Below are 20,913 nucleotides of genomic sequence, written 5' to 3'. Positions count from 1 at the left end.
CCGAGTTCTAAATATTTGAAATCTCGCGTTCCGATAACAATCACAAGAGGATCCCGCCTTGGACTCGCCTTTGCGCATTGCCCTGATCGGCGCCGGCAACATGGGCCAGCAGCATTACCAGCACCTCAAGACCCTGACCGAAGCCACACTCTGCGCCGTGGCCGATCCCGGCCCGCAAGCCGCCGGGATCGCCGCGCAGTGGCAGGTGGCGCATTACCCCGACTATCGACAGATGCTCGACCAGGCCTGCCCCGACGCGGTGATAGTCGCCAACCCGAACAACCTGCATGTCAGCACCGCCCTGGATTGCCTGGCGGCCGGGGTGCCGGTGTTGCTGGAGAAACCGGTCGGCGTGCACCTGGATGAAGCGCGTGAACTGGTGGCCGCCGTGAAAAACAGCGGCGTGTCGGTGCTGGTGGGCCATCACCGGCGCCACAACCCGCTGATCGTCCGCGCCCATGCGCTGGTGCAGGGCGGGGCATTGGGCCGGCTGACCACGGTCACCGCGCTCTGGCAATTGCAGAAGCCCGACAGCTATTTCGAGATTCCCTGGCGCCGTGAGCCCGGTGCCGGGATGCTACTGACCAATCTGATTCACGACCTCGACCTGCTGCGCCACCTGTGCGGTGAGGTGCATCAGGTGCAGGCCGTCACCAGCAATGCGGTGCGTGGTTTCGCCAACGAGGATTGCGCCGCCGTCCTGCTGCAATTCGCCAACGGCGCCCTGGGCAGCCTGATCGGTTCCGACGCAGTGGCGGCGCCCTGGAGCTGGGAGCTGGATTCCGGCGAGAACCCGGTGTACCCGCGCCAGGCCGACCAGCCGTGCTACCTGCTGGCCGGCACCGCTGGCGCCCTGAGCATTCCGCAACTCAAGCGCTGGCATTACGCCGAGGCCGGGGCCGGGTGGCATCAGCCGTTGCTGGCGGTCGAGGAACCTTTCACCGCCGCCGAAGCCCTGCGCCTGCAGTTGCAGCATTTCGTCAAAGTGGCGCGGCGCGAGGTCGAGCCGCTGGTCAGCGTGGCCGATGCGGCGCGGACCCTGGCGCTGATCGAGGCGATCCGCGAAGCGGCGGCGACCGGTCGCGCCTGCGCCCCGGCGCTGATCGAGGGATGAACATGAGCGAACGCATTCTTTCCCTGGCCAGCCTCACGGTGCTGGAGATCTCGCCGCCGCAGATGGTCGAGGTGGCGGCCCGCGCCGGTTACAGCCACGTCGGTTTGCGCCTGGTCCCGGCGACGCCGCAGGAGCATCACTTTGCCCTGGTGGCCGATCCCGAGCTGCGCCGGCAGACCCTCAGCCGCCTGCGCGACACCGGCATTTGCGTGCTGGATGTGGAGATCCTGCGGCTCAAGCCGCAAACCCGGGTCGCGGATTTCGAAGCGGTGTTGGCGGTCGGCGCCGAGTTCGGCGCCAGCGAACTGCTGGTGGCCGGCAACGACCCCGACGAGGCGCGCATGACCGAGCGCTTCGCCGAACTTTGCGACCTGGCGTCGATCTACGGCTTGCACCCGCACCTGGAGTTCATGCCCTGGACCGATGCGCGCGATCTGCAACAGGCGGTGCGGGTGGTGGAGAACGCCGGTCGCGACAACGCCGCGGTGCTGGTGGACGCCTTCCACTTCGATCGCTCGGCCTCGCGCTTGGAGGACCTGGCAAAGGTCGCGCCGTCACGGCTGCGTTATGCCCAGCTGTGCGACGTGGCCGGCACGCGCCCGGACGATATGCAGGAGATCCTGCGCCAGGCCCGCAACGAACGGCGTTTCCCCGGGGATGGCGATTGCGACCTGGCGGGGCTCTTGCATTGCCTGCCGGCCAACCTGCCGTTGAGCCTGGAGATTCCCACGGTGAAATTGCTCGAGCAGGGCGTCGGCGCCCTGGAGCGGGCGCAGATGGCGTTGGACAAGACCCGGGCGTTGTTGGCCCGGCTTTAGTTGATCGCCCTGATGGCCCTATCGCGGGCAAGAACTGGGCGTCCCCCCTGCTCCTACAGACGGTGTTGACCGTAGGAGCGAGGCTTGCCCGCGAAGCTGTTTCTACAAACAAACCCTATCTTGAGAGACCCCGCGGATGACCCTCAGCACACCCCTTTCCGGTGTCAACCAGCCCTTCAAGGGCATCCTGCTGGTCGTCGTGGCGACCTTCCTGTTCGCCAGTCACGACGCCTTGTCGAAATACCTTTCGGGGTTCTATCCGATCGTGATGGTGGTCTGGGCCCGCTACCTGGTTCATACCCTGCTGATGGCCGGGATCTTCCTGCCGCAATCGGGCCTGCGGGTGTTGCGCACCAAGCGGCCGTTGCTGCAGCTGGCGCGGGCCTTGTGCCTGCTCAGCACCAGCCTGCTGTTCACCTCGGCGCTGCTGTTTATCCCGCTGGCCGAAGCCACCGCGGTCAACTTCCTGGCTCCGGTGCTGGTCACCGCGCTGTCGGTGCCGCTGCTGGGCGAGCGGGTCACGAAGGGCCAGTGGCTGGCGGTGATCTGCGGTTTTGTCGGGGTGCTGATCATCGTTCACCCGGGCGGCGACCTGTTCACCCCGGCGGTGCTGCTGCCTTTCTGCTCGGCGCTGTTCTTCTGCTTTTACCAACTGCTGACCCGCAAGCTCGCCGAGCACGACAGCCCGACCACCAGCAACTTCTTCGCCGGCCTGTGCAACACCCTGGTGATGAGTGCGCTGGTGCCGTTCTTCTGGCAGGTGCCGAGCGTTATCCATGGCGTGCTGATGCTGGCGCTGGGGGCCTGCGGCATGACCGCCCACCTGTTCCTGACCCAGGCATTCCGCCACGCGGCACCGGCGCTGCTGGCGCCCTTCGGCTATTGCCAGATCGTCTTCGCCGGGCTGCTGGGTTGGTTGTTGTTCAGCCATACGCCGCAGCCGATCACCCAGCTGGGCATCGCGGTGATCTGCCTCAGCGGCCTGGCGGCTGCCTGGCAACAACGCCAGCGCTGAGCGGCATTCGTAACGGGGCGTCAGTTGCCGGCGTTGGGCGGCATCGACCGAGAGAAGAGGGCGGAGGGAGAAAAAAAGCAGGCCCGGAACCGGGCCTGCGAGAGGAAAGTGTCAGTCTTCCACTTTCGGAATCTTGCGCGGAGCCATGAAGTACATCCAGGTCAGGGCGATGAAGTACATCGCCGGGATCAGGGTGAACAGCACGGTGTAGTTATTGTTGGTGACGGTCAGGATATGGCCCACCAGCTGGGTCATGAACATGCCGCCGATGGCCGCGCACATGCCGCCGAAACCGAACACCGTGCTCATCATGTGCTTGGGCGTGTAGTCCATCACCAGGCTCCAGATGTTGGCGGTCCAGGCCTGGTGCGCGCCGATGGCCAGGGAGATGGCGAACACCGCCAGCCACAGATTGCTGGCGCCAGCGGCCATGATCACACCGACGATGCAGCAGGCGAACAGCAGCATGGACATCAGGCGCGCCTTGATCGGGTTGACGCCGCGGCCGATCAGGAACGACGAGAGGATGCCGCCGCCGACGCTGCCGAAGTCGGCGGTCAGGTAGATGATGATCAGCGGGATACCCATCTGGGTCACGTTGATACCCAGGTTGTACTGCTGGTTGAGGAACGGCGGCAGCCAGTACAGGTAGAACCAGAACACCGGCGCGGTGATCGAGTAGGCCAGGGCGAAGGCCCAGGTGCCGCGCATGCGCAGGATGCGCGAGAAAGGCACGCGGGTCTGTTCCGGTTCGACTTCTTTCTGGATGTACTCAAGCTCGGACTGTTTGACGCTCGGGTGATCTTCCGGGTTGAAGTACTTCAGGCCCCAGAACAGCAGCCAGATACCGCCCAGCGCGGCCATGCACAGGAACGCCGCCTGCCAGCCCCAGGCGTGCAGGATCAACGGCAGCAGCATCGGGGTGAACATGGCGCCGACGTTGGTCCCGGCGTTGAAGATGCCGGTGGCCACCGCGCGTTCGCCGGCCGGGAACCACAGGCGCGTGGTCTTCACGCAGGCCGGGTAGTTGGCGGCCTCGGTCAATCCGAGGATGAAGCGGCAGACCATGAAGCCCGCGGCCGAGGTGGCCAGGCCGTGGGCGCCGGTGGCCAGGCTCCACAGCAGCACGGCGAAGAAGAACACGCGCTTGACGCCGACCCGGTCGATCAACCGTCCTTGCAGGACGAAACCGACGGCGTAGCCGACCTGGAACCAGAAGTTGATGTTGGCGTAGTCCATCGCCGTCCAGCTCATTTCCTTGGCCAGGATCGGCTGCATCACACCCAGGGCGGCGCGGTCGATGTAGTTCAGGGTGGTGGCGAAGAACACCAGGGCGAGCATGCCCCAGCGGGTCTTGCCGACCGCCATGGCGCCGCGGATCTTGTCGCCGATGCCGCCGGAGGCGGTGCCGAGGCTCGGGGCCATGCGGGAGCTTTGAGAAGGAATCATGTGTGCCATCCGTTCAATGACTGACGAGGGACAACTCGTCGGGACTCAAGGGCGCGTGATCGATCGTCGGCTGGGCGGCCGGGCCGCGGGTGAACTCGATGATCGATCGGCTGAGTGCTTTGCTCGACGCGCACCGGGCGCGACGATTGAAAGCGGTCGGGTCAGCGTGCAAGCACGGTTCAGCCCAGGGGCCGTAGTGTGTCCGTCTGAAGGCGGCTGTTGGAAGTCTGGCCAGGTGAAAGCCGGAGGACCGGGCAGAGAGGTGTGGCGTTGAGTGCAAGCATGAGGGTGTACCCGATTTTTGAAATTTTTATGGTGTGTTCTGGGTCTTTGGCGATTGAAGCCGGCAGTTCGGTGCCGGCTCAATGTGCTGTCGATGGTGCGCAGTGGACGAAAAGTCGTCAATTCGCCAACGGCCATTTTGTTCGATAATCGCACGAAAAACTAACTGGTTCGTACACTTTGAATTGCTGTCTGTAATGCCCGGCTCAATAATCCGCCCCATCCAATAACAAACGTGCACCTGTAGCCGCTGCCGCAGGCTGCGATCGTCCGCGAAGCGGGCACGGGATCTTCAGTGCGCTGGAGGACCTGCGGCAGCGGCTACAGGCACGGCGCCCGATCTGTGGTCATTACCGGGAGTTGAAACATGCAGCGTTCCATTGCCACCGTCTCCTTGAGCGGTACCCTGCCGGAAAAGCTCGAAGCCATTGCCGCCGCCGGTTTCGACGGCGTTGAGATTTTCGAGAACGACCTGCTCTACTACGACGGCAGCCCCCGGGAAATCCGCCAGATGTGCGCGGACCTGGGCATCGCCATCACCCTGTTCCAACCCTTTCGCGACTTCGAAGGCTGCCGCCGCGACCGCCTGCAACGCAACCTGGAACGTGCCGAGCGCAAGTTCGACCTGATGCAGGAACTGGGCACCGACCTGGTGCTGGTGTGCAGCAATGCCGCGGCCGACAGTGTCGGCGACCGGCAGATCCTGGTGGACGACCTGCGCCTGCTGGCCGAGCGCGCCGGCAGCCGTGGCCTGCGGATCGGCTACGAAGCCCTGGCCTGGGGCCGGCACGTCAATACTTATCAACAGGTCTGGGACATCGTTCGCGAGGCCGACCATCCAAGCCTCGGTGTGCTGCTCGACAGCTTCCACACCCTGTCGCTCAAGGGCGACCCGGCGGCGATCGCCGAGATCCCGGGGGACAAGATCTTCTTCGTGCAGATGGCCGACGCGCCGATCCTGGCCATGGACGTGCTGGAGTGGAGCCGGCATTTTCGCTGCTTCCCGGGGCAGGGCGATTTCGACCTGCCGGGGTTCCTCGCGCCGATCATCAAGAGCGGCTACACCGGGCCTTTGTCCCTGGAGATCTTCAACGACGGTTTCCGCGCCGCGCCACCGCGGGCCAATGCCGCGGACGGCCTGCGTTCGCTGCTGTACCTCGAGGAGAAGACCCGCCAGCGCCTGGCGCAGGAAGCCACGCCAGTGGCCAATATCGATACGCTGTTCGCGCCGCCGCCGGCCAGTGAATACGGCGGCACCGAGTTTCTCGAGTTCGCCGTGGACGAAGCACTGGGCGCCAAGCTCGGCGGCTGGCTGGAACGCCTGGGGTTTGCCAAGGCCGGCCAGCATCGCTCGAAGAACGTCAGCCTGATGCGCCAGGGCGATATCAACCTGATCCTCAACTCCGAACCTTATTCCTTTGCCCACAGCTTCTTCGAAGCCCACGGCCCCTCGGTGTGCGCCACGGCGATCCGGGTCAAGGACAGCGCCAAGGCGCTGGAGCGCGCGGTGGCCTACAAGGGCCAGCCGTACCGCGGGCTGGTGGGCCCCAACGAACTGGAACTGGCCGCCGTGCGCGAGCTGGATGGCAGCCTGATCTACCTGGTGGATCAGGAGCAGGGCGGGAACCTGTACGACACCGATTTCAATATGCTCCCCGGGGTCGTGGCCAAGGGCGGCCTCAAGCGCATCGACCACATGGCCATGGCGCTGCCGGCCGATAACCTCGACAGCTGGGTGCTGTTCTACAAGAGCCTGCTGGATTTCACCGCCGACGACGAAGTGGTGCTGCCCGATCCCTACGGGCTGGTGAAGAGCCGGGCGCTGCGCAGCCGTTGCAGCACCATCCGTCTGCCGCTGAACATTTCCGAGAACCGCAAGACCGCGATCTCCCATGCGCTGTCCAGTTATGGCGGCTCGGGCGTGCATCACATCGCCTTCGATTGCGACGATATCTTTGCCGAAGTCAGCCGGGCCAAGGAGGCGGGTGTGCCGCTGCTGGACATCCCGCTGAACTACTACGACGACCTGGCGGCGCGCTTCGATTTCGACGACGAGTTCCTCAGCGAGCTGGCCTACTACAACGTGCTCTATGACCGCGACGCCCAGGGCGGCGAGCTGTTCCACGTCTACACCGAACCGTTCGAGGGGCGCTTCTTCTTCGAGATCATCCAGCGCAAGAATGGCTACGTCGGTTATGGCGCGGCGAACGTCGCGGTGCGCCTGGCGGCCATGGCCAAGTCGCGCAGTGGCGGGGTGCGACAGGTCAAGTTGTAGGAGTTTCGTAACGGCGGCGGCAAAGGGCCGCCGTCCTGCTTTCCTTCGCTGCGCGACGCGGCCCATAATCGCCCGCGTGTGCAGCGATGGCCGTGAGCCCCAGAATGACAATGACCACAGAACTCTCCGTAGCGCCCGAGCAGTCCGTGAACGAGCCGCGCAAGAGTCGCAAGAACAACCCGGAAAAGACCCGCGAGAACATTCTGCAAGAAGCCATTGTGGAGTTCGTGCAGCAGGGCCTGTCCGGCGCTCGGGTGGATGCCATCGCCGAGCGCATCCACACCTCCAAGCGCATGATCTATTACTACTTCGGCAGCAAGGAGCAGCTGTACGTCGAGGTGCTGGAGAAGCTCTACGGCGATATCCGCAGCACCGAGAGCCGCCTGCACCTGGCGGAGCTGGCGCCGCGCGATGCGATTCGCCGGCTGGTGGAGTTCACCTTCGATCACCATGATCGCAACGTCGATTTCGTGCGCATCGTCAGCATCGAGAACATCCACAACGCCGAGTACGTGAAGCGTTCCGAGGCGATCAAGGCGATGAACAACACCATCCTCCATGCCCTGGGCGAGATCCTGCAGCGCGGGGTCGACGAGGGCGTGTTCCGCGCCGGCCTGGACGCTCTGGATGTGCACTTGCTGATCAGTTCGTTCTGCTTCTACCGCGTCTCCAACCGCCACACCTTCGGCGAGATCTTCCAGATCGACCTGCCCGACGAGGCGATCAAGCAGCGTCACCGCGAGATGATCTGCGAGTCGGTGCTGCGTTACTTGCAGGCCTGATCGCCTAGAGGGTTGAACCCCGTTGCCGGTCGATCAGACGGCACAGGGTTGCAACCGCATCCTGCATCGACTCCGCCCGGGTATTGCCAAAGCCCATCAACAAGCCAGGACGTGGCCGACCCTGGGCGCCAACGAAAAAACCTGACAGCGGCGCGACGCCGATTTTTCGGGCATGGGCGGCGGCAGCGATAGCCTGGTCGTCGAGCCCATAGGGCAGTTCGGCGAGCAGATGCAACCCGGTAGCGCTGCTGGCTACCGTCATACGCTCGCTGCCGGCGTCGTGAATGGCCGCCAGCAAGGCTGCGCGACGTTGTGCATAAACTGCCTGGCTACGCCGGATATGGCTACCGAGGTGGCCATTGCCGATGAACTCCGCCGCCGTCGCCTGGAGTGACAAAGGTACGCGGTGGCCGCTGCCATTGCGCACGTCGCGCAACAGGTCCACCACCGCCTCGGGGGCGACCAGGAACCCCAGGCGCAGACCCGGCGCCAGCAGCTTGCTCAAGGTCCCCACATAGATCACCCGCCCCTGATTGCCGTCCAGGGCCTTGAGCGCCGGTGTTGGCGCGCCGCCGTAGCGAAACTCGCTGTCGTAATCGTCTTCGAGGATGAAGGCATTGGCGTCGTGGGCCCATTGCAGTAAGGCCAGGCGTCGCGCCAGGCTCATGCCGACCCCCAGGGGATACTGGTGCGAAGGCGATACCAGCGCGAGCCTGGCGTCTGGCGCGAGCCGGCGGCCGGCCTGCACATCCAGCCCTTCTTTATCCACGGGAACGCCCACCGCCTGCACGCCAGCCAGCAACACGCTGCGGTAGGCCGCATCGTAGCCGGGGTTCTCGACCCAGACGCGATCCCTCTGGTCGGTGAGCGCCAGTGTCGCAATCGACACCGCCGCTTGGGCGCCGGGGGTAATCACGATGTGACGGGCCTGGCAGACCACTCCGCGTGCCGCGCCCAGGTAAGCCGCCAGGGCTTCGCGTAATGGCAGGAAACCCTGTGGGTCGCCGTAGGACAGGTCGGGAAGTGGCCGGCGTCGCCAGAACCGACCCTCCAGGCGCCCCCACAGGGCATAGGGAAAGGCGTCCAGCGCCGGCAGGCCCGGAGTCAGCGGCCAGGCGGCGGGGACCATGGACATCGAGTCGTTCCCCGTCAACGCCCGGGCCCGGGTGGAGCCGATGACGGCCTCTGTCCGGGCGGGCGGCGAGGCCGTTGGTTCGGCGATGCGGGCCATGACAAAGGTGCCCGAACCTGTCCGGGCCTCCAGGAATCCCTCGGCGATCAACTGCCCATAGGCCTCGGTCACGGTCATGCGGGACAGCCCCAGCTGGGCCGCCAACACACGTGAGGCTGGCAGGCGGATGCCGGCCTTGACGCTGCCATCGGCGATGCCTTTGCGCAGGAACAGCAGCAATTGCTCGCGCAAGGACAAGTGGCCGTCCTTGGCCAGTTGCAGACGGTTCCAGATGGGATAGGCGGTTTTACGGGTTTTCATCGGGGGGCCTGTGGGTCGTGGGACTGCGCGACAAGCTGGAAAAGTGGTCTGGGATATTGATGGAAAGTGGATATTTTATATAGACCATTGCCTGCCGATACTCCCTCGCCTCGCCAACACATCCAGAGGGGCCCACCGATGAAAACCGCCAGCATCAGAATCGCTGACCTGCTGCATCCGAGCGTTGCCGCGTTGATTTCGGTCATCGTCAATTACGGGGGCACCTTCATTCTGGTTTTCCAGGGAGCCAAGGCAGCGGGGCTGAGCCCCGAGCAGACCGCTTCGTGGATCTGGTCGATCTCGATCGGCGTCGGCCTGACCGGCGCCTGGCTGAGCTATCGCTACCGCGAGCCGATCATTACCGCCTGGTCGACCCCGGGCGCGGCCTTCCTGATTGCGGTACTGCCGAGCACGCCTTACCCGGAAATGATCGGCGCCTTCATGTTGTCGGCTGTCGGCTTCGTCGTGCTGGGGATATCGGGCTATTTCGAGCGGGTGGTGAAGCTGATCCCGCCGGGAATCGCAGCGGGTCTGCTGGCGGGCATTTTGCTGCGCTTCGGGATCGGCGCTTTCGACGGGGCCGGGGTCGATCCGCTGCTGGTGGGCGCGCTGCTGCTCAGCTATGTGCTGCTACGCCGCTTTACCGCGCGTTATGCGATTGTCGGGGTATTGCTGATCGGCATCGTGCTGTTGCTCGGGTTGGGGCAGGTCAGTTTCGCCAGCCTTGAACTCAAGCCGGCCCTTCCGGTGCTGACCTTGCCGGTGTTCTCGCTGAATGCGCTGCTGAGCGTGGCCCTGCCGTTGTTCCTGATCACCCTGACCGGCCAGTACATGCCCGGCATGCTGGTGCTGCGCAACGATGGGTTCAAGACCAGCGCCAATCCGATTCTCACGACGACGGGGCTGGGCTCCTTGTTGATGGCGCCGTTCGGTTCCCATGCATTCAATGTCGCTGCGATTACCGCCGCCATCTGTACGGGCAAGGAGGCGCATGAGGAGCCCGCCAAGCGTTATCTGGCCGGGCTCGCTTGTGGGGTGTTCTATCTGCTGGTGGGGATTTTCGGCAGCACCCTGGCGGCGCTGTTCGTGGTCCTGCCGGCGACCTTTATCACCACCCTGGCGGGCCTGGCCCTGTTGGGTGCGATCGGCGGCAGCCTCGCCACCGCGCTGGTCGAGCCGAGTGGCCGGGAAACCGCCTTGATCACCTTCCTGGCGACCGCTGCCAATATCACCTTGTTCGGTTTGGGCGGCGCGTTCTGGGGCTTGCTGGCGGGGTTGCTGGCGCACGGCGTGATGCACGGCCGGCTGCGGCCAGTCGGTCGTCAGGAACGTGCGTAGTCGCAAGGGGAGGAGTGCAACGAGGTGCCTGACCGTGCGGCAGGCATCGGTCGAGAGCGGAGCCGACCACAGCCCCGCCCTGAGCCGCTCATGCATTGTCAGCCATTCATGCTCTGGAAATGCGCGAGCATGCGCTGGGCATTTGGCGTTATGCCGCTGAACAGCTCGAACGCCTTCACCGCCTGAAACACCGCCATGTTGCCGCCGTCCAGGGTGCGGCAACCGAGGGCGCGGGCGTTGCGCAGCAGTTCGGTTTCCAGGGGAAAGTAGACGATCTCCGCGACCCACAACCCAGGGCGCAGCAACTCGACCGGCACCGGCATGCCCGGCAGCTTGGCCATGCCCATCGGCGTGGTGTTCACCAGGCCGTCGGCGGCGGCCAGGGTGGCGGGCAGGTCGACGCCGGCCTTGGCCCGGCCGGAGCCGAAATGCTGGTTGAGGTTGTCCGCCAGGCTCTGGGCGCGGGCGCTTTCCACATCGAAGATGCTCAGCTGCTGCACGCCTTCGCTGAGCAGCGCATGGGCCACCGCCGCCCCGGCGCCGCCGGCACCCATCTGCACCACACGCTCCAGGGCCACGCCCTGCAAGCCGCGGCGGAAACCTTCGGCAAAACCCAGGCAATCGGTGTTGTGGCCGACGCGCTTGCCGTCCTTGAGCACCACGGTGTTCACCGCGCCGATGCCGCGGGCTTCCGGCGACAGCTCATCGAGCAGCGGGATGATGCTCTGCTTGCAGGGAAAGGTGATGTTCAACCCGGTGAAGTTCATGCGCTCGGCAGCCAGCAGCAGGTCGGGCAGGGCGTTGCTGTCGAGTTGCAGCTGGTCCAGGTCGATCAGTCGGTACAGGTAGCGCACGCCCTGGGCGTCGCCTTCGTGTTCATGCAGTGCCGGGGTGCGCGAGGCCTGGATGCCGGCGCCGATCAGTCCGGCCAGTACTTTGTTCTGTTGGGTCATGCCTGGGCTCCTTGAAAACGCTGGCTGAAATGCGCCAGTGCCAGGCGATAGCCATGGCTGCCGAAGCCGCACATTACCGCCAGGGCGATGCCCGAGACAAAGGAGTGATGGCGAAACGGTTCGCGGGCGTGGACGTTCGACAGGTGCACTTCGATCACCGGCAGCTCGCTGGCCACCAGGGCATCGCGGATCGCCACCGAGGTGTGGGTCCAGGCCGCCGGGTTGATCAGGATCCCGGCGCAACGGCCACGGGCGCCGTGAATCCAGTCCAGCAGTTCGCCTTCGTGGTTGGTCTGGCGAAACTCCACGGTCAGGCCGAACTCCTCGGCGGCACGCCCGCACAGGGCGGAAATGTCGGCCAGGGTCTCGTGACCGTAAGTAGCGGGTTCGCGGGTGCCAAGCAGGTTCAGGTTCGGGCCGTTGAGCACCAGAACGATAGGGCGCATGAGGGGAATTCTCCGTTGTTATTGTGGGCGCGGCTTGAGCGGCCAGCGGCTGTCGCTAAATTGTACTAACTAGTTAATTTGGTCAATTGCGGCTGGATGGGGGACGGTGGGTCCTGTCATTAAGTGTTCGCTGATCGAACATATTCATGCCGCTGCCAGCAATAAAAGCCGGTACTGCAAGAAGGGCTTGCCACCTGGCCAGGGTTGCCGGAGCTTGCGGAACCGATCTCAATCACCCCAGGCGACGGTTCATCAATAAGAAAGGCGCAGGCGTTGGCATGCTAGGCAGTGGCCACAAAAAAGCCGTCGCAGGGACGGCTTTTTTGTGGTCCGCGACAGGCTATCAACGCCGGGTCAGCAAGACCCCGGATTCCATGTGGTGGGTCCACGGGAACTGGTCGAACATCGCACAGCGGGTGATGCGGTGGGTGTCGTGCAACTGGGCGATGTTGGCCGCCAGCGTCTCCGGGTTGCACGAGATGTACAGGATGTTGTCGAAGCGCCGGGTCAGCTCGCAGGTGTCCGGGTCCATGCCGGCGCGCGGCGGGTCGACGAATACGCTGCCGAATTCGTAGCTCTTCAGGTCCACGCCCTGCAGGCGGCGGAACGGACGCACTTCGTTCAGCGCCTCGGTCAGCTCTTCGGCGGACAGACGCACCAGGGTGACGTTCTCCACCGCGTTTTCGCCGAGGTTGCTCAGGGCCGCGTTGACCGAGGTCTTGCTGATCTCGGTGGCCAGCACCTTGCGCACCCGGGTGGCCAGGGGCAGGGTGAAGTTGCCGTTGCCGCAGTACAGCTCCAGCAGGTCGTCCGGGCGATCGCCCAGGGCGTCGTAGGCCCAGTTGAGCATCTTCTGGTTGACCGTGCCGTTGGGCTGGGTGAAGGCGCCTTCCGGTTGGCGGTAACTGAAGGTGCGCCCGCCGACTTCGAGTTTTTCCACCACGTAATCGTGGCCGATCACTTCGCGCTTGCCCTTGGAGCGGCCGATGACGCTGACGTTCAGCTCGGTCGCCAGCTTGTTCGCCGCGGCGTGCCAGTGTTCGTCCAGCGGGCGGTGATAACACAGGGTGATCATCGCGTCGCCGGCCAGGGTGGTGAGGAACTCGACCTGGAACAGCTTGTGGCTCAAGGCGCTGCTGGCTTGCCAGGCGGCCTTGAGTTGCGGCATCAGCTGATTGATGCGCTGGCTGGCGATCGGGAATTCCTCGATCAGGATCGGCGTGCGTTTGTCTTCCTGGGAAAACATCGCGTAATGACGCTCGCCGGCTTCGCGCCACAGGCGAAACTCCGCGCGCAGGCGAAAGTTCTGCAGCGGCGAGTCGAAGACCTGGGGCTCGGGGGCATCGAACGGCGCCAGCAGTTCACGCAGGCGCGCGACCTTGTCGGCGAGCTGGGTGGCGTAAGCCTGGGAATCGAAAGTCATGCGTTGAACCAACCCAACTTGATCACAAACAGTACCGACAGGATCACCAGCGGCGCGTTCAGCTCACGGGCGCGGCCCGACAGCAGTTTGATCGCGGTCCAGGCAATGAAGCCGAAGGCGATGCCGTTGGCGATGGAGTAGGTGAATGGCATGGCCAAGGCGGTGACCACCACCGGCGCGGCGACGGTGATGTCGTCCCAGTCTATTTCCGCCAGGCCCGAAGTCATCAGCACCGCGACGAACAGCAGCGCAGGCGCGGTGGCGAAGGCCGGGACGCTGGCCGCCAGTGGCGAGAAGAACAGTGCCAGGAGGAACAGGATCGCTACGACGATGGCGGTCAGGCCGGTGCGGCCACCGGCGCTGACGCCGGCTGCGGACTCGATGTAGCTGGTGGTGGTCGAGGTGCCCAGCAGGGAACCGGCCATGGCCGCGGTGCTGTCGGCGATCAGGGCCCGGCCCATTTTCGGCATGTGGCCGTCCTTGCCCATCAGGCCGGCGCGCTTGGCGACGCCGATCAGGGTGCCGGAGTTGTCGAACAGGTCGACGAACAGGAAGGCGAAGATCACGCTGACCAGGCCGATGTCCAGCGCGCCCTTGATGTCCAGTTGCAGGAAGGTCGGGGCCAGCGAAGGCGGCATCGAGGTCACGCCGCCAAACGGGGTGAAGCCCAGGGCGATGGAGACGATGGTCACCGACAGGATGCCGATCAGTACCGCGCCGCGGACCTTCAGGGCTTCCAGGGCGACGATCAGGGCGAAGCCCAGGGTCGCGAGGATCGGTGCCGGTTGCTTCAGATCACCGAGGCCGACCATGGTCGCCGGGTTGCCGACCACGATGCCGGCGTTGTGCAGGGCGATCAGCGCCAGGAACAGGCCGATACCGGCGGCGATCGCCGAGCGCAGCGGCAACGGGATGCTGTTGATGATCCATTCGCGGATCTTGAAGATCGACAGCAGGAAGAACAGCACCGCCGAAATGAACACCGCGCCCAGCGCCACTTGCCAGGTATGGCCCATGTGCAGGACCACGGTGTAGGTGAAGAAGGCGTTCAGGCCCATGCCCGGAGCCAGGGCGATCGGGTAGTTGGCGATCAGGCCCATCACGGTCGAGCCGATGGCGGCGGCCAGGCAGGTGGCGACGAACACCGCACCCTTGTCCATGCCGGTCTCGCCGAGGATGCTCGGGTTGACGAAGAGAATGTAGGCCATGGCCAGGAAGGTCGTGAGGCCCGCAAGAATCTCGGTCCGCACGTTGGTGTTGTGTGCCTTGAGTTGAAACAGCCTTTCCAGCATGTCTGCTCCCCGTGGCGCGCTGGGCGCCGTGAATGTATCGACCCAGACAGCAAAGCACAGACCATAAAAAAGCGTCCGGGGATTTTGTGCGGGTCGGAAAAAGCCGCGCATCATACCAGCAGCGTAAGGCTATGGCTGCGATCGTCGGCGATGTTTTGCCCGAGTGGCGACTGGGGCATACTGCGCCGACGTTTTGGGGGGACTTATGCACAGCATGATAAAAGCGATGACCTTGGCGGTAGTGGCCAGCAGCCTGTGGTTGGGGACAGCACCGGCCATGGCGCGTTCCGCACCGCCCTTGAGCCAGGTGGAAATCCTCAAGGTCGAGTCGTCGTCCTGCGGCCTGGAGGATGTGTCGGACGGGCGCGACAAGACCGCCTGCGATCACCAGGGGCCGAACATCAAGGTGTACGTGCTGGAAATCGGCTACGGCCGCCAGCCCCGAGTAGCTTTGGACGGCTTCGAGGTCAACGGCGCGCGCGCGGCGGTCTGCGAAGAAGGCTCGAGCCTGGTGCCGTGTGGCAACTCCGGGATCACCGTCGGCTACATCTATACCTTCGACCTGGCCGGCAAGCAGGAAGGCACCTTCACCTTCAGCAACACCTCGCTGAATGCGCCGGGCAACAGCATGAGCGCGCAGATCTACATCAAGTAACGGCAGCGTCCGAACGCGGAGGGCTTTAAAGCTGACTAAGCTTTAAAGACCCTACCGCGGACACAGCCCATGACCTTTAGAGCCCTGATTCCCCTCGCCGAGGGTGTCGACGACCTGCAAAGCGTGACCCTGATCGATGTGCTGCGCCGCGCTCAAGTCGAAGTGCTGGTGGCCAGTATCGAAGGGCGGCGCATGCTCACCTGCGCCCGCGGCACCCGGATGACCGCCGACGGCATGTTGGTGGATGTGCTGGCCCAGAACTTCGACCTGATCGTGCTGCCCGGTGGCGCCGTCGGCGCGCAGCACCTGGCGGCCCATCAACCGCTGATGCAATTGGTCAAGGACCAGGCCGCCGCCGGGCGCCTGTTCGCCGGCATTGCCGAAGCGCCGGCCCTGGCGTTGCAGAGTTACGGGGTGCTGCGCCAGCGGCGCATGACCTGCCTGCCCAGCGCCAGCCATCAGCTGTCGGGCTGCAACTTCGTCGACCAGCCGGTGGTGGTGGATGGCAACTGCATCACCGCGCAAGGCTCGGGGGCGGCCCTGAGTTTCGCCCTGACCCTGGTGGAGCAACTGTGCGGCAGGGGCCGGCGGACGGTGGTGGAGGGGGAGTTGCTGGTTTAGCGATCAGCAGACATGAGCGGCAATGGGCTCGATGCGCGGTAACAAGGCTTGTTCGGTCTGCCAGATATCGTAGTCCGCCTGTACCGCCAGCCAGACCTTGGCTTTACCTATTCCGGCGCGTTCCAGCCTTACCGCCAGTTCCGGCCGGATCGGCGCGTGGCCGTTCAGCACCTTGGAGAGATGGGGGCGGGCATAGCCAAGATGCCTGGCCAGTTCCGTCACGCTGATTCCCAACTCGGGCAATACGTCCACACGCAGTGTTTCACCGGGATGTGGCGGGTTGTGCATGGGCATGATCCTGCCTCCTGTTCAGTGGTAATCCAGATAGTCGACCAGCTCGATATCCGAACCCGTAAAACGAAAAATCACTCGCCAATTGCCCGATACGGTCAGTGACCAGTATTCGCGACGCTCGCCCTTGAGCGGATGCAACCGCCATCCCGGGAGGTCGAGGTCGTCAGGCTCTGTCGCGTGATCCATGAAAGGCAGCATGCGCGCCAGGCGCCTCGCATGATCGGCTCGGATCCCTCGAGTCGATCCCGTTTCATAGAAGGCCTTGAGGCCTTTGTGCTGAAAGGACTTGATCATGCGGCGAGTGTAAGGCGATACCTTACACTCTTCCCATCGGATATGTATTGCAGCGCGTGAATCGGACGATCAACGGCGACGTCCTGTGAGCTTCCTGCCTGTCTCGAATCAGGCCTTGGCTTCTTCTTCCGCCGGCGCATGCATGCGATCGCGATGGGCCAGGGTCGGGAACAGTTTTATCCACACCCCGGTCACCAGCAGGGTGCCGACTCCGCCGAGGACCACCGCCGGCACGGTGCCGAACCAGTGGGCGGTGAGCCCGGACTCGAACTCGCCGAGCTGGTTGGAGGCGCCGATGAACAGGCCGTTCACGGCGCTGACCCGGCCACGCATTTCGTCCGGGGTTTCCAGCTGTACGAAGGAGGCGCGGATCACCATGCTGATCATGTCCGCCGCGCCCAGCACCACCAGCACCGCAAGCGAGAACCAGAACGAGGTCGACAGGCCGAAGGCGATGGTGGCAACGCCGAACACACCGACCGCGGTGAACATCACTCGCCCGACATGGCGGTCGACGGCAAAGCGCGCCAGCCACAGCGACATCAGCAAGGCCCCCACCGCCGGCGCCGAGCGCAGCAGGCCCAGGCCCCAGGCGCCGGTGAGCAGGATGTCCTTGGCGAACACCGGCAGCAGCGCGGTGGCGCCGCCCAGCAGCACGGCGAACAGGTCCAGGGAAATCGCCCCGAGGATATCCGGGCGGCTGCGAATGAAGCGCACCCCGGCGAGCAACGAATCCAGGGTGGCCTTGCCCTTGTTCAGCGGCGTCTGCCGCGCGGGCAGGTTGAGCATCAGGCAGCAGGCGATCACATACAGCAGCACGGTCGGGCCATAGACCCACACGCTGCCAAAGGCGTAGAGCAGCCCGCCGAGGGCCGGCGCGACGATGGTCGCCGATTGCTGGGCGGACTGCGCGGCGGCCACGGCGCGGGGGAACAGCGCGCTGGGCACGATGCTCGGCAGCAGCGCCTGGGTGGTCGGCATCTCGAAGGAACGGGCGGCGCCGAGCAGGAAGGCGAGGATGAAGATCATCTCGCGGGTGACATGGTGGGTGGCGCTGCCGATGGCCAGGGACAGGGCGATCAGCGCCTGTAGCGACTGGCAGATGGCCGCCACCTTGCGCCGGTCATAGCGGTCGGCCACATGCCCGGTGTGCAGCATGAACAGCACCCGCGGCGCGAACTCCACCAGCCCGACCAGGCCCAGGTCGAGCACGTTGCCGGTCAGTTGGTAGAGGTTCCAGCCAATGGCCACGGTGAGCATCTGGAAGCCGCTGGCGGTGAAGATCCGCGCCAGCCAGAAGGCAATGAACGGACGGTGATGGCGAAGCAGCAGAGGGTCTTGGCTGGGCATCTGAAAGGCAGGTCTGGGCGTGGAGTAGGGCGAGGTTATCACCAAGATGTAACCAATAGTTGCAGAATCGTTAGCCCCGCATCTATCCCGTTTATTCGAAATAGCCCAATCCCTGTAGCCGCTGCCGCAGGCTGCGATAAGGGCCGAAGGACCTTCTACGGCGCAGAAATCGCCACGACCGCTCCGGCCGATCGCAGCCGGCGACAGTTGCTACAGGGAGAGCAAAACTTCGGAGAAACCCCGTTCTTGACGTGGTGAGGCAACCTGTCACGCGACAAAAGACCACACAAACCAACGGCGAAAATAGGACTACTCTTTCAGCGTTGATTGATCCAGATCAAAACCTTTTCCAAGGTTAGGTCTGGCGGCCAGATGGCCAGACTCCCTGCGTTGCGATGGGTTTAAAAAGAACGAATTCGAATTCGCCACACTCCAGATCCGTGGGGGCAGTGGGTGCAGGCCTCCAGCCGGCAGCCGGTATTACCTGACAGAGGAAAGCTTATGTTCGGTTTGGAGGCACTAGATCTCGCCCGAATTCAGTTCGCGTTCACCATCTCGTTCCACATCCTGTTCCCCGCCATCACCATTGGTCTGGCGAGCTACCTGGCGGTGCTCGAAGGTTTGTGGCTCAAGACCCGCGACGATACCTACCGTGACCTGTACCACTTCTGGTCGAAGATCTTCGCCGTCAACTTCGGCATGGGGGTGGTCTCGGGCCTGGTCATGGCCTACCAGTTCGGCACCAACTGGAGCCGCTTCTCCGACTTTGCCGGTTCCGTTACCGGGCCGCTGCTGACCTATGAAGTGCTCACGGCCTTCTTCCTCGAAGCCGGCTTCCTCGGCGTGATGCTGTTCGGCTGGAACCGGGTCGGGCGCAAGCTGCACTTCTTCGCCACCGTGATGGTGGCCATCGGTACGCTGATCTCGACCTTCTGGATTCTCTCGTCCAACAGCTGGATGCAGACCCCGCAAGGCTACGAAATCATCGACGGCCGAGTGATTCCGGTGGACTGGCTGGCGGTGGTGTTCAACCCGTCGTTCCCGTACCGCCTGGCGCACATGGCCACGGCCGCTTTTGTCGCCACTGCGTTTTTCGTCGGTTCGTCCGCCGCCTGGCACCTGCTGCGTGGCCGCGATAACCCGGCAATCCGCCGCATGCTGTCGATGGCGATGTGGATGGCCCTGATCGTCGCGCCGATCCAGGCCGTGATCGGCGACTTCCACGGCCTCAACACCCTCAAGCACCAGCCGGCGAAAATCGCTGCGATCGAAGGGCACTGGGAAAACGTCGGTAACGAGCCGACCCCGCTGATCCTGTTCGGCTGGCCGGACATGAAGGAAGAAAAGACCAAGTTCGCCGTCGAGATCCCGTATCTGGGCAGCATCATCCTCACTCACTCGCTGGACAAACAGGTGCCGGCGCTCAAGGAATTCCCGCCGGAAGACCGGCCGAATTCGACCATTGTGTTCTGGTCGTTCCGGATCATGGTCGGCCTGGGCATGCTGATGATCCTCACCGGCCTGTGGAGCCTGTGGCTGCGCAAGCGTGACCGCATCTACCAGAACCGCGCGTTCCTGTACCTGGCGTTGTGGATGGGCCCATCCGGCCTGATCGCGATCCTCGCCGGCTGGTTCACCACCGAGATCGGCCGTCAGCCGTGGGTGGTCTATGGGCTGATGCGTACTGCGGACGCTTCGTCCGGGCACAGCCTGATGCAGATGAGCATCACCCTGGCGCTGTTTGTCGTGGTGTATTTCTCGCTGTTCGGGGTCGGTATCGGCTACATGATGCGCCTGGTGCGCAAGGGGCCGAAGACCAACGAAGGCGCGGAAGTCAGCCACGGTGGTCCTGGCCAGAAACGCACACCGGCCCGTCCGCTGTCGGCCGCCGACGACGATGCCGAAGACAACGGCACCAGCCTGAACAAGGGGAATTGAGTCATGGGTATTGATCTTCCGCTGATCTGGGCCGTGATCATCATCTTCGGCATCATGATGTACGTGGTCATGGACGGGTTCGACCTGGGCATCGGGATTCTCTTCCCGTTCGTCAAGGACTCCCGCGACCGTGACGTGATGATGAACACCGTCGCCCCGGTCTGGGACGGTAACGAAACCTGGCTGGTCCTGGGCGGTGCCGCGTTGTTCGGCGCCTTCCCGCTGGCCTATTCGGTGGTGCTCTCGGCGCTGTACATGCCGCTGATCCTGATGCTCATCGGCCTGATCTTCCGCGGCGTGGCCTTCGAGTTCCGCTTCAAGGCCAAGGAAGCCAAGCGCCACATCTGGGACAAGGCGTTCATCGGCGGTTCGCTGGCGGCGACTTTCTTCCAGGGCCTGGCGCTGGGTGCCTTCATCGATGGCCTGCCGGTGGTCGACCGCCAGTACGCCGGCGGTTCGCTGGACTGGTTCACGCCGTTCACCCTGTTCTGCGGCGTCGCGCTGGTAGTGGCCTATGCCTTGCTCGGTTGCACCTGGCTGATCATGAAGACCGAAGGCAAGCTGCAGGAGCAGATGCATGACCTGGCGCGGCCGTTGGCCTTCGTGCTGCTGGCGGTGATCGGTGTCGTCAGTATCTGGACGCCGCTGGCCCACCCGGAAATCGCTTCGCGCTGGTTCACCCTGCCGAACCTGTTCTGGTTCCTGCCGGTGCCGATCCTGGTGCTGGTGACCATGTACGGCCTGCTGCGCGCCGTGGCCCGCAATGCCCACTACACGCCGTTCCTGCTGACCCTGGTGCTGATCTTCCTCGGCTACAGCGGCCTGGGCATCAGCCTGTGGCCGAACATCGTGCCGCCGTCGATCTCGATCTGGGACGCCGCCGCGCCGCCGCAAAGCCAGGGCTTCATGCTGGTGGGCACGCTGTTCATCATCCCGTTCATCCTGGGTTACACCTTCTGGAGCTACTACGTGTTCCGCGGCAAGGTCACCCACGAAGACGGCTACCACTAGTCAATGCGCCGCTCCCTGTGCGGGAGCGGACGTGCTCGCGATGGCGCCCGAGCGACGCCATCGTCTCCATT

19 protein-coding genes are annotated in these 20,913 nt (G+C 64.2%); 10 read left to right on the top strand and 9 right to left on the bottom strand.

The features are described from left to right. The first annotated feature begins 58 nt into the window (after window positions 1-58). The 3 genes from J4D28_RS00735 (at window position 59) to J4D28_RS00725 (ending at window position 2,947) form a co-directional block, all read left to right on the top strand. Window positions 59-1,114: a Gfo/Idh/MocA family protein gene (locus tag J4D28_RS00735; protein ID WP_103330748.1), complete on the top strand. Its 1,056-nt coding sequence runs from the start codon at window positions 59-61 to the stop codon at window positions 1,112-1,114. A gap of 2 nt (window positions 1,115-1,116) precedes the next feature. Continuing rightward, window positions 1,117-1,932 (top strand): sugar phosphate isomerase/epimerase, encoded by an 816-nt coding sequence (locus J4D28_RS00730; RefSeq protein WP_103330747.1) that lies wholly within the window; start codon window positions 1,117-1,119, stop codon window positions 1,930-1,932. A gap of 136 nt (window positions 1,933-2,068) precedes the next feature. Beyond that, window positions 2,069-2,947, top strand: coding sequence for a DMT family transporter (locus J4D28_RS00725; RefSeq protein ID WP_028683425.1), 879 nt, complete (start codon window positions 2,069-2,071; stop codon window positions 2,945-2,947). 111 nt (window positions 2,948-3,058) lie between these two features. Here the strand turns inward: J4D28_RS00725 and J4D28_RS00720 are convergent, their stop codons facing one another. Next, window positions 3,059-4,396, bottom strand: coding sequence for an MFS transporter (locus J4D28_RS00720; RefSeq protein WP_009050988.1), 1,338 nt, complete (start codon window positions 4,394-4,396; stop codon window positions 3,059-3,061). Between the two features lie 649 nt (window positions 4,397-5,045). Between J4D28_RS00720 and quiC the strand changes: the two genes are divergently transcribed. Both quiC and J4D28_RS00710 read left to right on the top strand, forming a co-directional pair. Next, on the top strand, window positions 5,046-6,953 hold the full coding sequence (gene quiC / locus J4D28_RS00715) for a 3-dehydroshikimate dehydratase QuiC (RefSeq protein ID WP_103330746.1): 1,908 nt from the start codon (window positions 5,046-5,048) through the stop codon (window positions 6,951-6,953). Between the two features lie 104 nt (window positions 6,954-7,057). After that, a complete protein-coding gene (locus tag J4D28_RS00710; RefSeq protein WP_009050986.1) occupies window positions 7,058-7,735 on the top strand; it encodes a TetR/AcrR family transcriptional regulator in 678 nt (225 codons plus the stop codon). Between the two features lie 4 nt (window positions 7,736-7,739). Here the strand turns inward: J4D28_RS00710 and J4D28_RS00705 are convergent, their stop codons facing one another. Further along, window positions 7,740-9,227, bottom strand: coding sequence for a PLP-dependent aminotransferase family protein (locus J4D28_RS00705; protein WP_103330745.1), 1,488 nt, complete (start codon window positions 9,225-9,227; stop codon window positions 7,740-7,742). A 138-nt stretch (window positions 9,228-9,365) separates the two neighbouring features. On the opposite strand from J4D28_RS00705, the gene J4D28_RS00700 reads away from it, so the two are divergent. After that, window positions 9,366-10,565, top strand: coding sequence for a benzoate/H(+) symporter BenE family transporter (locus J4D28_RS00700; RefSeq protein WP_053269980.1), 1,200 nt, complete (start codon window positions 9,366-9,368; stop codon window positions 10,563-10,565). 98 nt (window positions 10,566-10,663) lie between these two features. Here J4D28_RS00700 and J4D28_RS00695 read toward each other — a convergent pair whose 3' ends face one another. From J4D28_RS00695 to J4D28_RS00680, 4 genes are all read right to left on the bottom strand, one after another. Next, the gene (locus J4D28_RS00695) at window positions 10,664-11,518 is read right to left on the bottom strand and encodes a shikimate dehydrogenase (RefSeq protein ID WP_103330744.1); all 855 of its coding nucleotides are present in this window, start codon (window positions 11,516-11,518) and stop codon (window positions 10,664-10,666) included. After that, the gene (aroQ, locus tag J4D28_RS00690) at window positions 11,515-11,964 is read right to left on the bottom strand and encodes a type II 3-dehydroquinate dehydratase (protein WP_016703715.1); all 450 of its coding nucleotides are present in this window, start codon (window positions 11,962-11,964) and stop codon (window positions 11,515-11,517) included. The genes J4D28_RS00695 and aroQ overlap by 4 nt, the downstream gene beginning before the upstream one ends. Before the next feature lie 343 nt (window positions 11,965-12,307). Further along, a complete protein-coding gene (gene trmA / locus J4D28_RS00685) occupies window positions 12,308-13,387 on the bottom strand; it encodes a tRNA (uridine(54)-C5)-methyltransferase TrmA (RefSeq protein ID WP_103330743.1) in 1,080 nt (359 codons plus the stop codon). Beyond that, on the bottom strand, window positions 13,384-14,679 hold the full coding sequence (locus tag J4D28_RS00680; protein WP_007930015.1) for an NCS2 family permease: 1,296 nt from the start codon (window positions 14,677-14,679) through the stop codon (window positions 13,384-13,386). The genes trmA and J4D28_RS00680 overlap by 4 nt, the downstream gene beginning before the upstream one ends. A gap of 205 nt (window positions 14,680-14,884) precedes the next feature. Between J4D28_RS00680 and J4D28_RS00675 the strand changes: the two genes are divergently transcribed. Further along, window positions 14,885-15,334, top strand: a complete 450-nt coding sequence (locus J4D28_RS00675; RefSeq protein WP_103330742.1) for a DUF4879 domain-containing protein — start codon at window positions 14,885-14,887, stop codon at window positions 15,332-15,334. Window positions 15,335-15,403: 69 nt separating this feature from the next. Continuing rightward, window positions 15,404-15,955, top strand: coding sequence for a DJ-1 family glyoxalase III (locus tag J4D28_RS00670; RefSeq protein ID WP_009050978.1), 552 nt, complete (start codon window positions 15,404-15,406; stop codon window positions 15,953-15,955). A 3-nt stretch (window positions 15,956-15,958) separates the two neighbouring features. On the opposite strand, the gene J4D28_RS00665 is transcribed toward J4D28_RS00670, so the two are convergent. From J4D28_RS00665 to J4D28_RS00655, 3 genes are all read right to left on the bottom strand, one after another. Next, on the bottom strand, window positions 15,959-16,249 hold the full coding sequence (locus tag J4D28_RS00665) for a HigA family addiction module antitoxin (RefSeq protein WP_009050977.1): 291 nt from the start codon (window positions 16,247-16,249) through the stop codon (window positions 15,959-15,961). Between the two features lie 15 nt (window positions 16,250-16,264). Next, complete coding sequence (locus tag J4D28_RS00660; RefSeq protein ID WP_009050976.1) at window positions 16,265-16,543, bottom strand: type II toxin-antitoxin system RelE/ParE family toxin; 279 nt, start codon at window positions 16,541-16,543, stop codon at window positions 16,265-16,267. 108 nt (window positions 16,544-16,651) lie between these two features. Continuing rightward, a complete protein-coding gene (locus J4D28_RS00655) occupies window positions 16,652-17,893 on the bottom strand; it encodes an MFS transporter (RefSeq protein WP_009050975.1) in 1,242 nt (413 codons plus the stop codon). A gap of 501 nt (window positions 17,894-18,394) precedes the next feature. Between J4D28_RS00655 and J4D28_RS00650 the strand changes: the two genes are divergently transcribed. Further along, on the top strand, window positions 18,395-19,831 hold the full coding sequence (locus J4D28_RS00650; RefSeq protein WP_009050974.1) for a cytochrome ubiquinol oxidase subunit I: 1,437 nt from the start codon (window positions 18,395-18,397) through the stop codon (window positions 19,829-19,831). 3 nt (window positions 19,832-19,834) lie between these two features. Beyond that, complete coding sequence (gene cydB, locus J4D28_RS00645; RefSeq protein ID WP_009050973.1) at window positions 19,835-20,842, top strand: cytochrome d ubiquinol oxidase subunit II; 1,008 nt, start codon at window positions 19,835-19,837, stop codon at window positions 20,840-20,842. Window positions 20,843-20,913 lie beyond the last annotated feature (71 nt).

It is taken from the genome of Pseudomonas sp. GW531-T4 (assembly GCF_017349615.1).
GTDB lineage: Bacteria > Pseudomonadota > Gammaproteobacteria > Pseudomonadales > Pseudomonadaceae > Aquipseudomonas > Aquipseudomonas chlororaphis_I.
The sequence above is the reverse complement of the archived record's forward strand: the minus strand, read 5'-3'. Positions and strand labels throughout refer to the sequence as shown.

Excerpts from the sequence above, each read along its gene's own strand:
- J4D28_RS00730 (WP_103330747.1), top strand. The coding sequence starts at position 1,117 with ATGAGCGAACGCATTCTTTCCCTGGCCAGCCTCACGGTGCTGGAGATC.
- J4D28_RS00725 (WP_028683425.1), top strand. The coding sequence starts at position 2,069 with ATGACCCTCAGCACACCCCTTTCCGGTGTCAACCAGCCCTTCAAGGGC.
- J4D28_RS00720 (WP_009050988.1), bottom strand. The coding sequence starts at position 4,396 with ATGATTCCTTCTCAAAGCTCCCGCATGGCCCCGAGCCTCGGCACCGCC.
- quiC (WP_103330746.1), top strand. The coding sequence starts at position 5,046 with ATGCAGCGTTCCATTGCCACCGTCTCCTTGAGCGGTACCCTGCCGGAA.
- J4D28_RS00710 (WP_009050986.1), top strand. The coding sequence starts at position 7,058 with ATGACAATGACCACAGAACTCTCCGTAGCGCCCGAGCAGTCCGTGAAC.
- J4D28_RS00705 (WP_103330745.1), bottom strand. The coding sequence starts at position 9,227 with ATGAAAACCCGTAAAACCGCCTATCCCATCTGGAACCGTCTGCAACTG.
- J4D28_RS00700 (WP_053269980.1), top strand. The coding sequence starts at position 9,366 with ATGAAAACCGCCAGCATCAGAATCGCTGACCTGCTGCATCCGAGCGTT.
- J4D28_RS00695 (WP_103330744.1), bottom strand. The coding sequence starts at position 11,518 with ATGACCCAACAGAACAAAGTACTGGCCGGACTGATCGGCGCCGGCATC.
- aroQ (WP_016703715.1), bottom strand. The coding sequence starts at position 11,964 with ATGCGCCCTATCGTTCTGGTGCTCAACGGCCCGAACCTGAACCTGCTT.
- trmA (WP_103330743.1), bottom strand. The coding sequence starts at position 13,387 with ATGACTTTCGATTCCCAGGCTTACGCCACCCAGCTCGCCGACAAGGTC.
- J4D28_RS00680 (WP_007930015.1), bottom strand. The coding sequence starts at position 14,679 with ATGCTGGAAAGGCTGTTTCAACTCAAGGCACACAACACCAACGTGCGG.
- J4D28_RS00675 (WP_103330742.1), top strand. The coding sequence starts at position 14,885 with ATGCACAGCATGATAAAAGCGATGACCTTGGCGGTAGTGGCCAGCAGC.
- J4D28_RS00670 (WP_009050978.1), top strand. The coding sequence starts at position 15,404 with ATGACCTTTAGAGCCCTGATTCCCCTCGCCGAGGGTGTCGACGACCTG.
- J4D28_RS00665 (WP_009050977.1), bottom strand. The coding sequence starts at position 16,249 with ATGCCCATGCACAACCCGCCACATCCCGGTGAAACACTGCGTGTGGAC.
- J4D28_RS00660 (WP_009050976.1), bottom strand. The coding sequence starts at position 16,543 with ATGATCAAGTCCTTTCAGCACAAAGGCCTCAAGGCCTTCTATGAAACG.
- J4D28_RS00655 (WP_009050975.1), bottom strand. The coding sequence starts at position 17,893 with ATGCCCAGCCAAGACCCTCTGCTGCTTCGCCATCACCGTCCGTTCATT.
- J4D28_RS00650 (WP_009050974.1), top strand. The coding sequence starts at position 18,395 with ATGTTCGGTTTGGAGGCACTAGATCTCGCCCGAATTCAGTTCGCGTTC.
- cydB (WP_009050973.1), top strand. The coding sequence starts at position 19,835 with ATGGGTATTGATCTTCCGCTGATCTGGGCCGTGATCATCATCTTCGGC.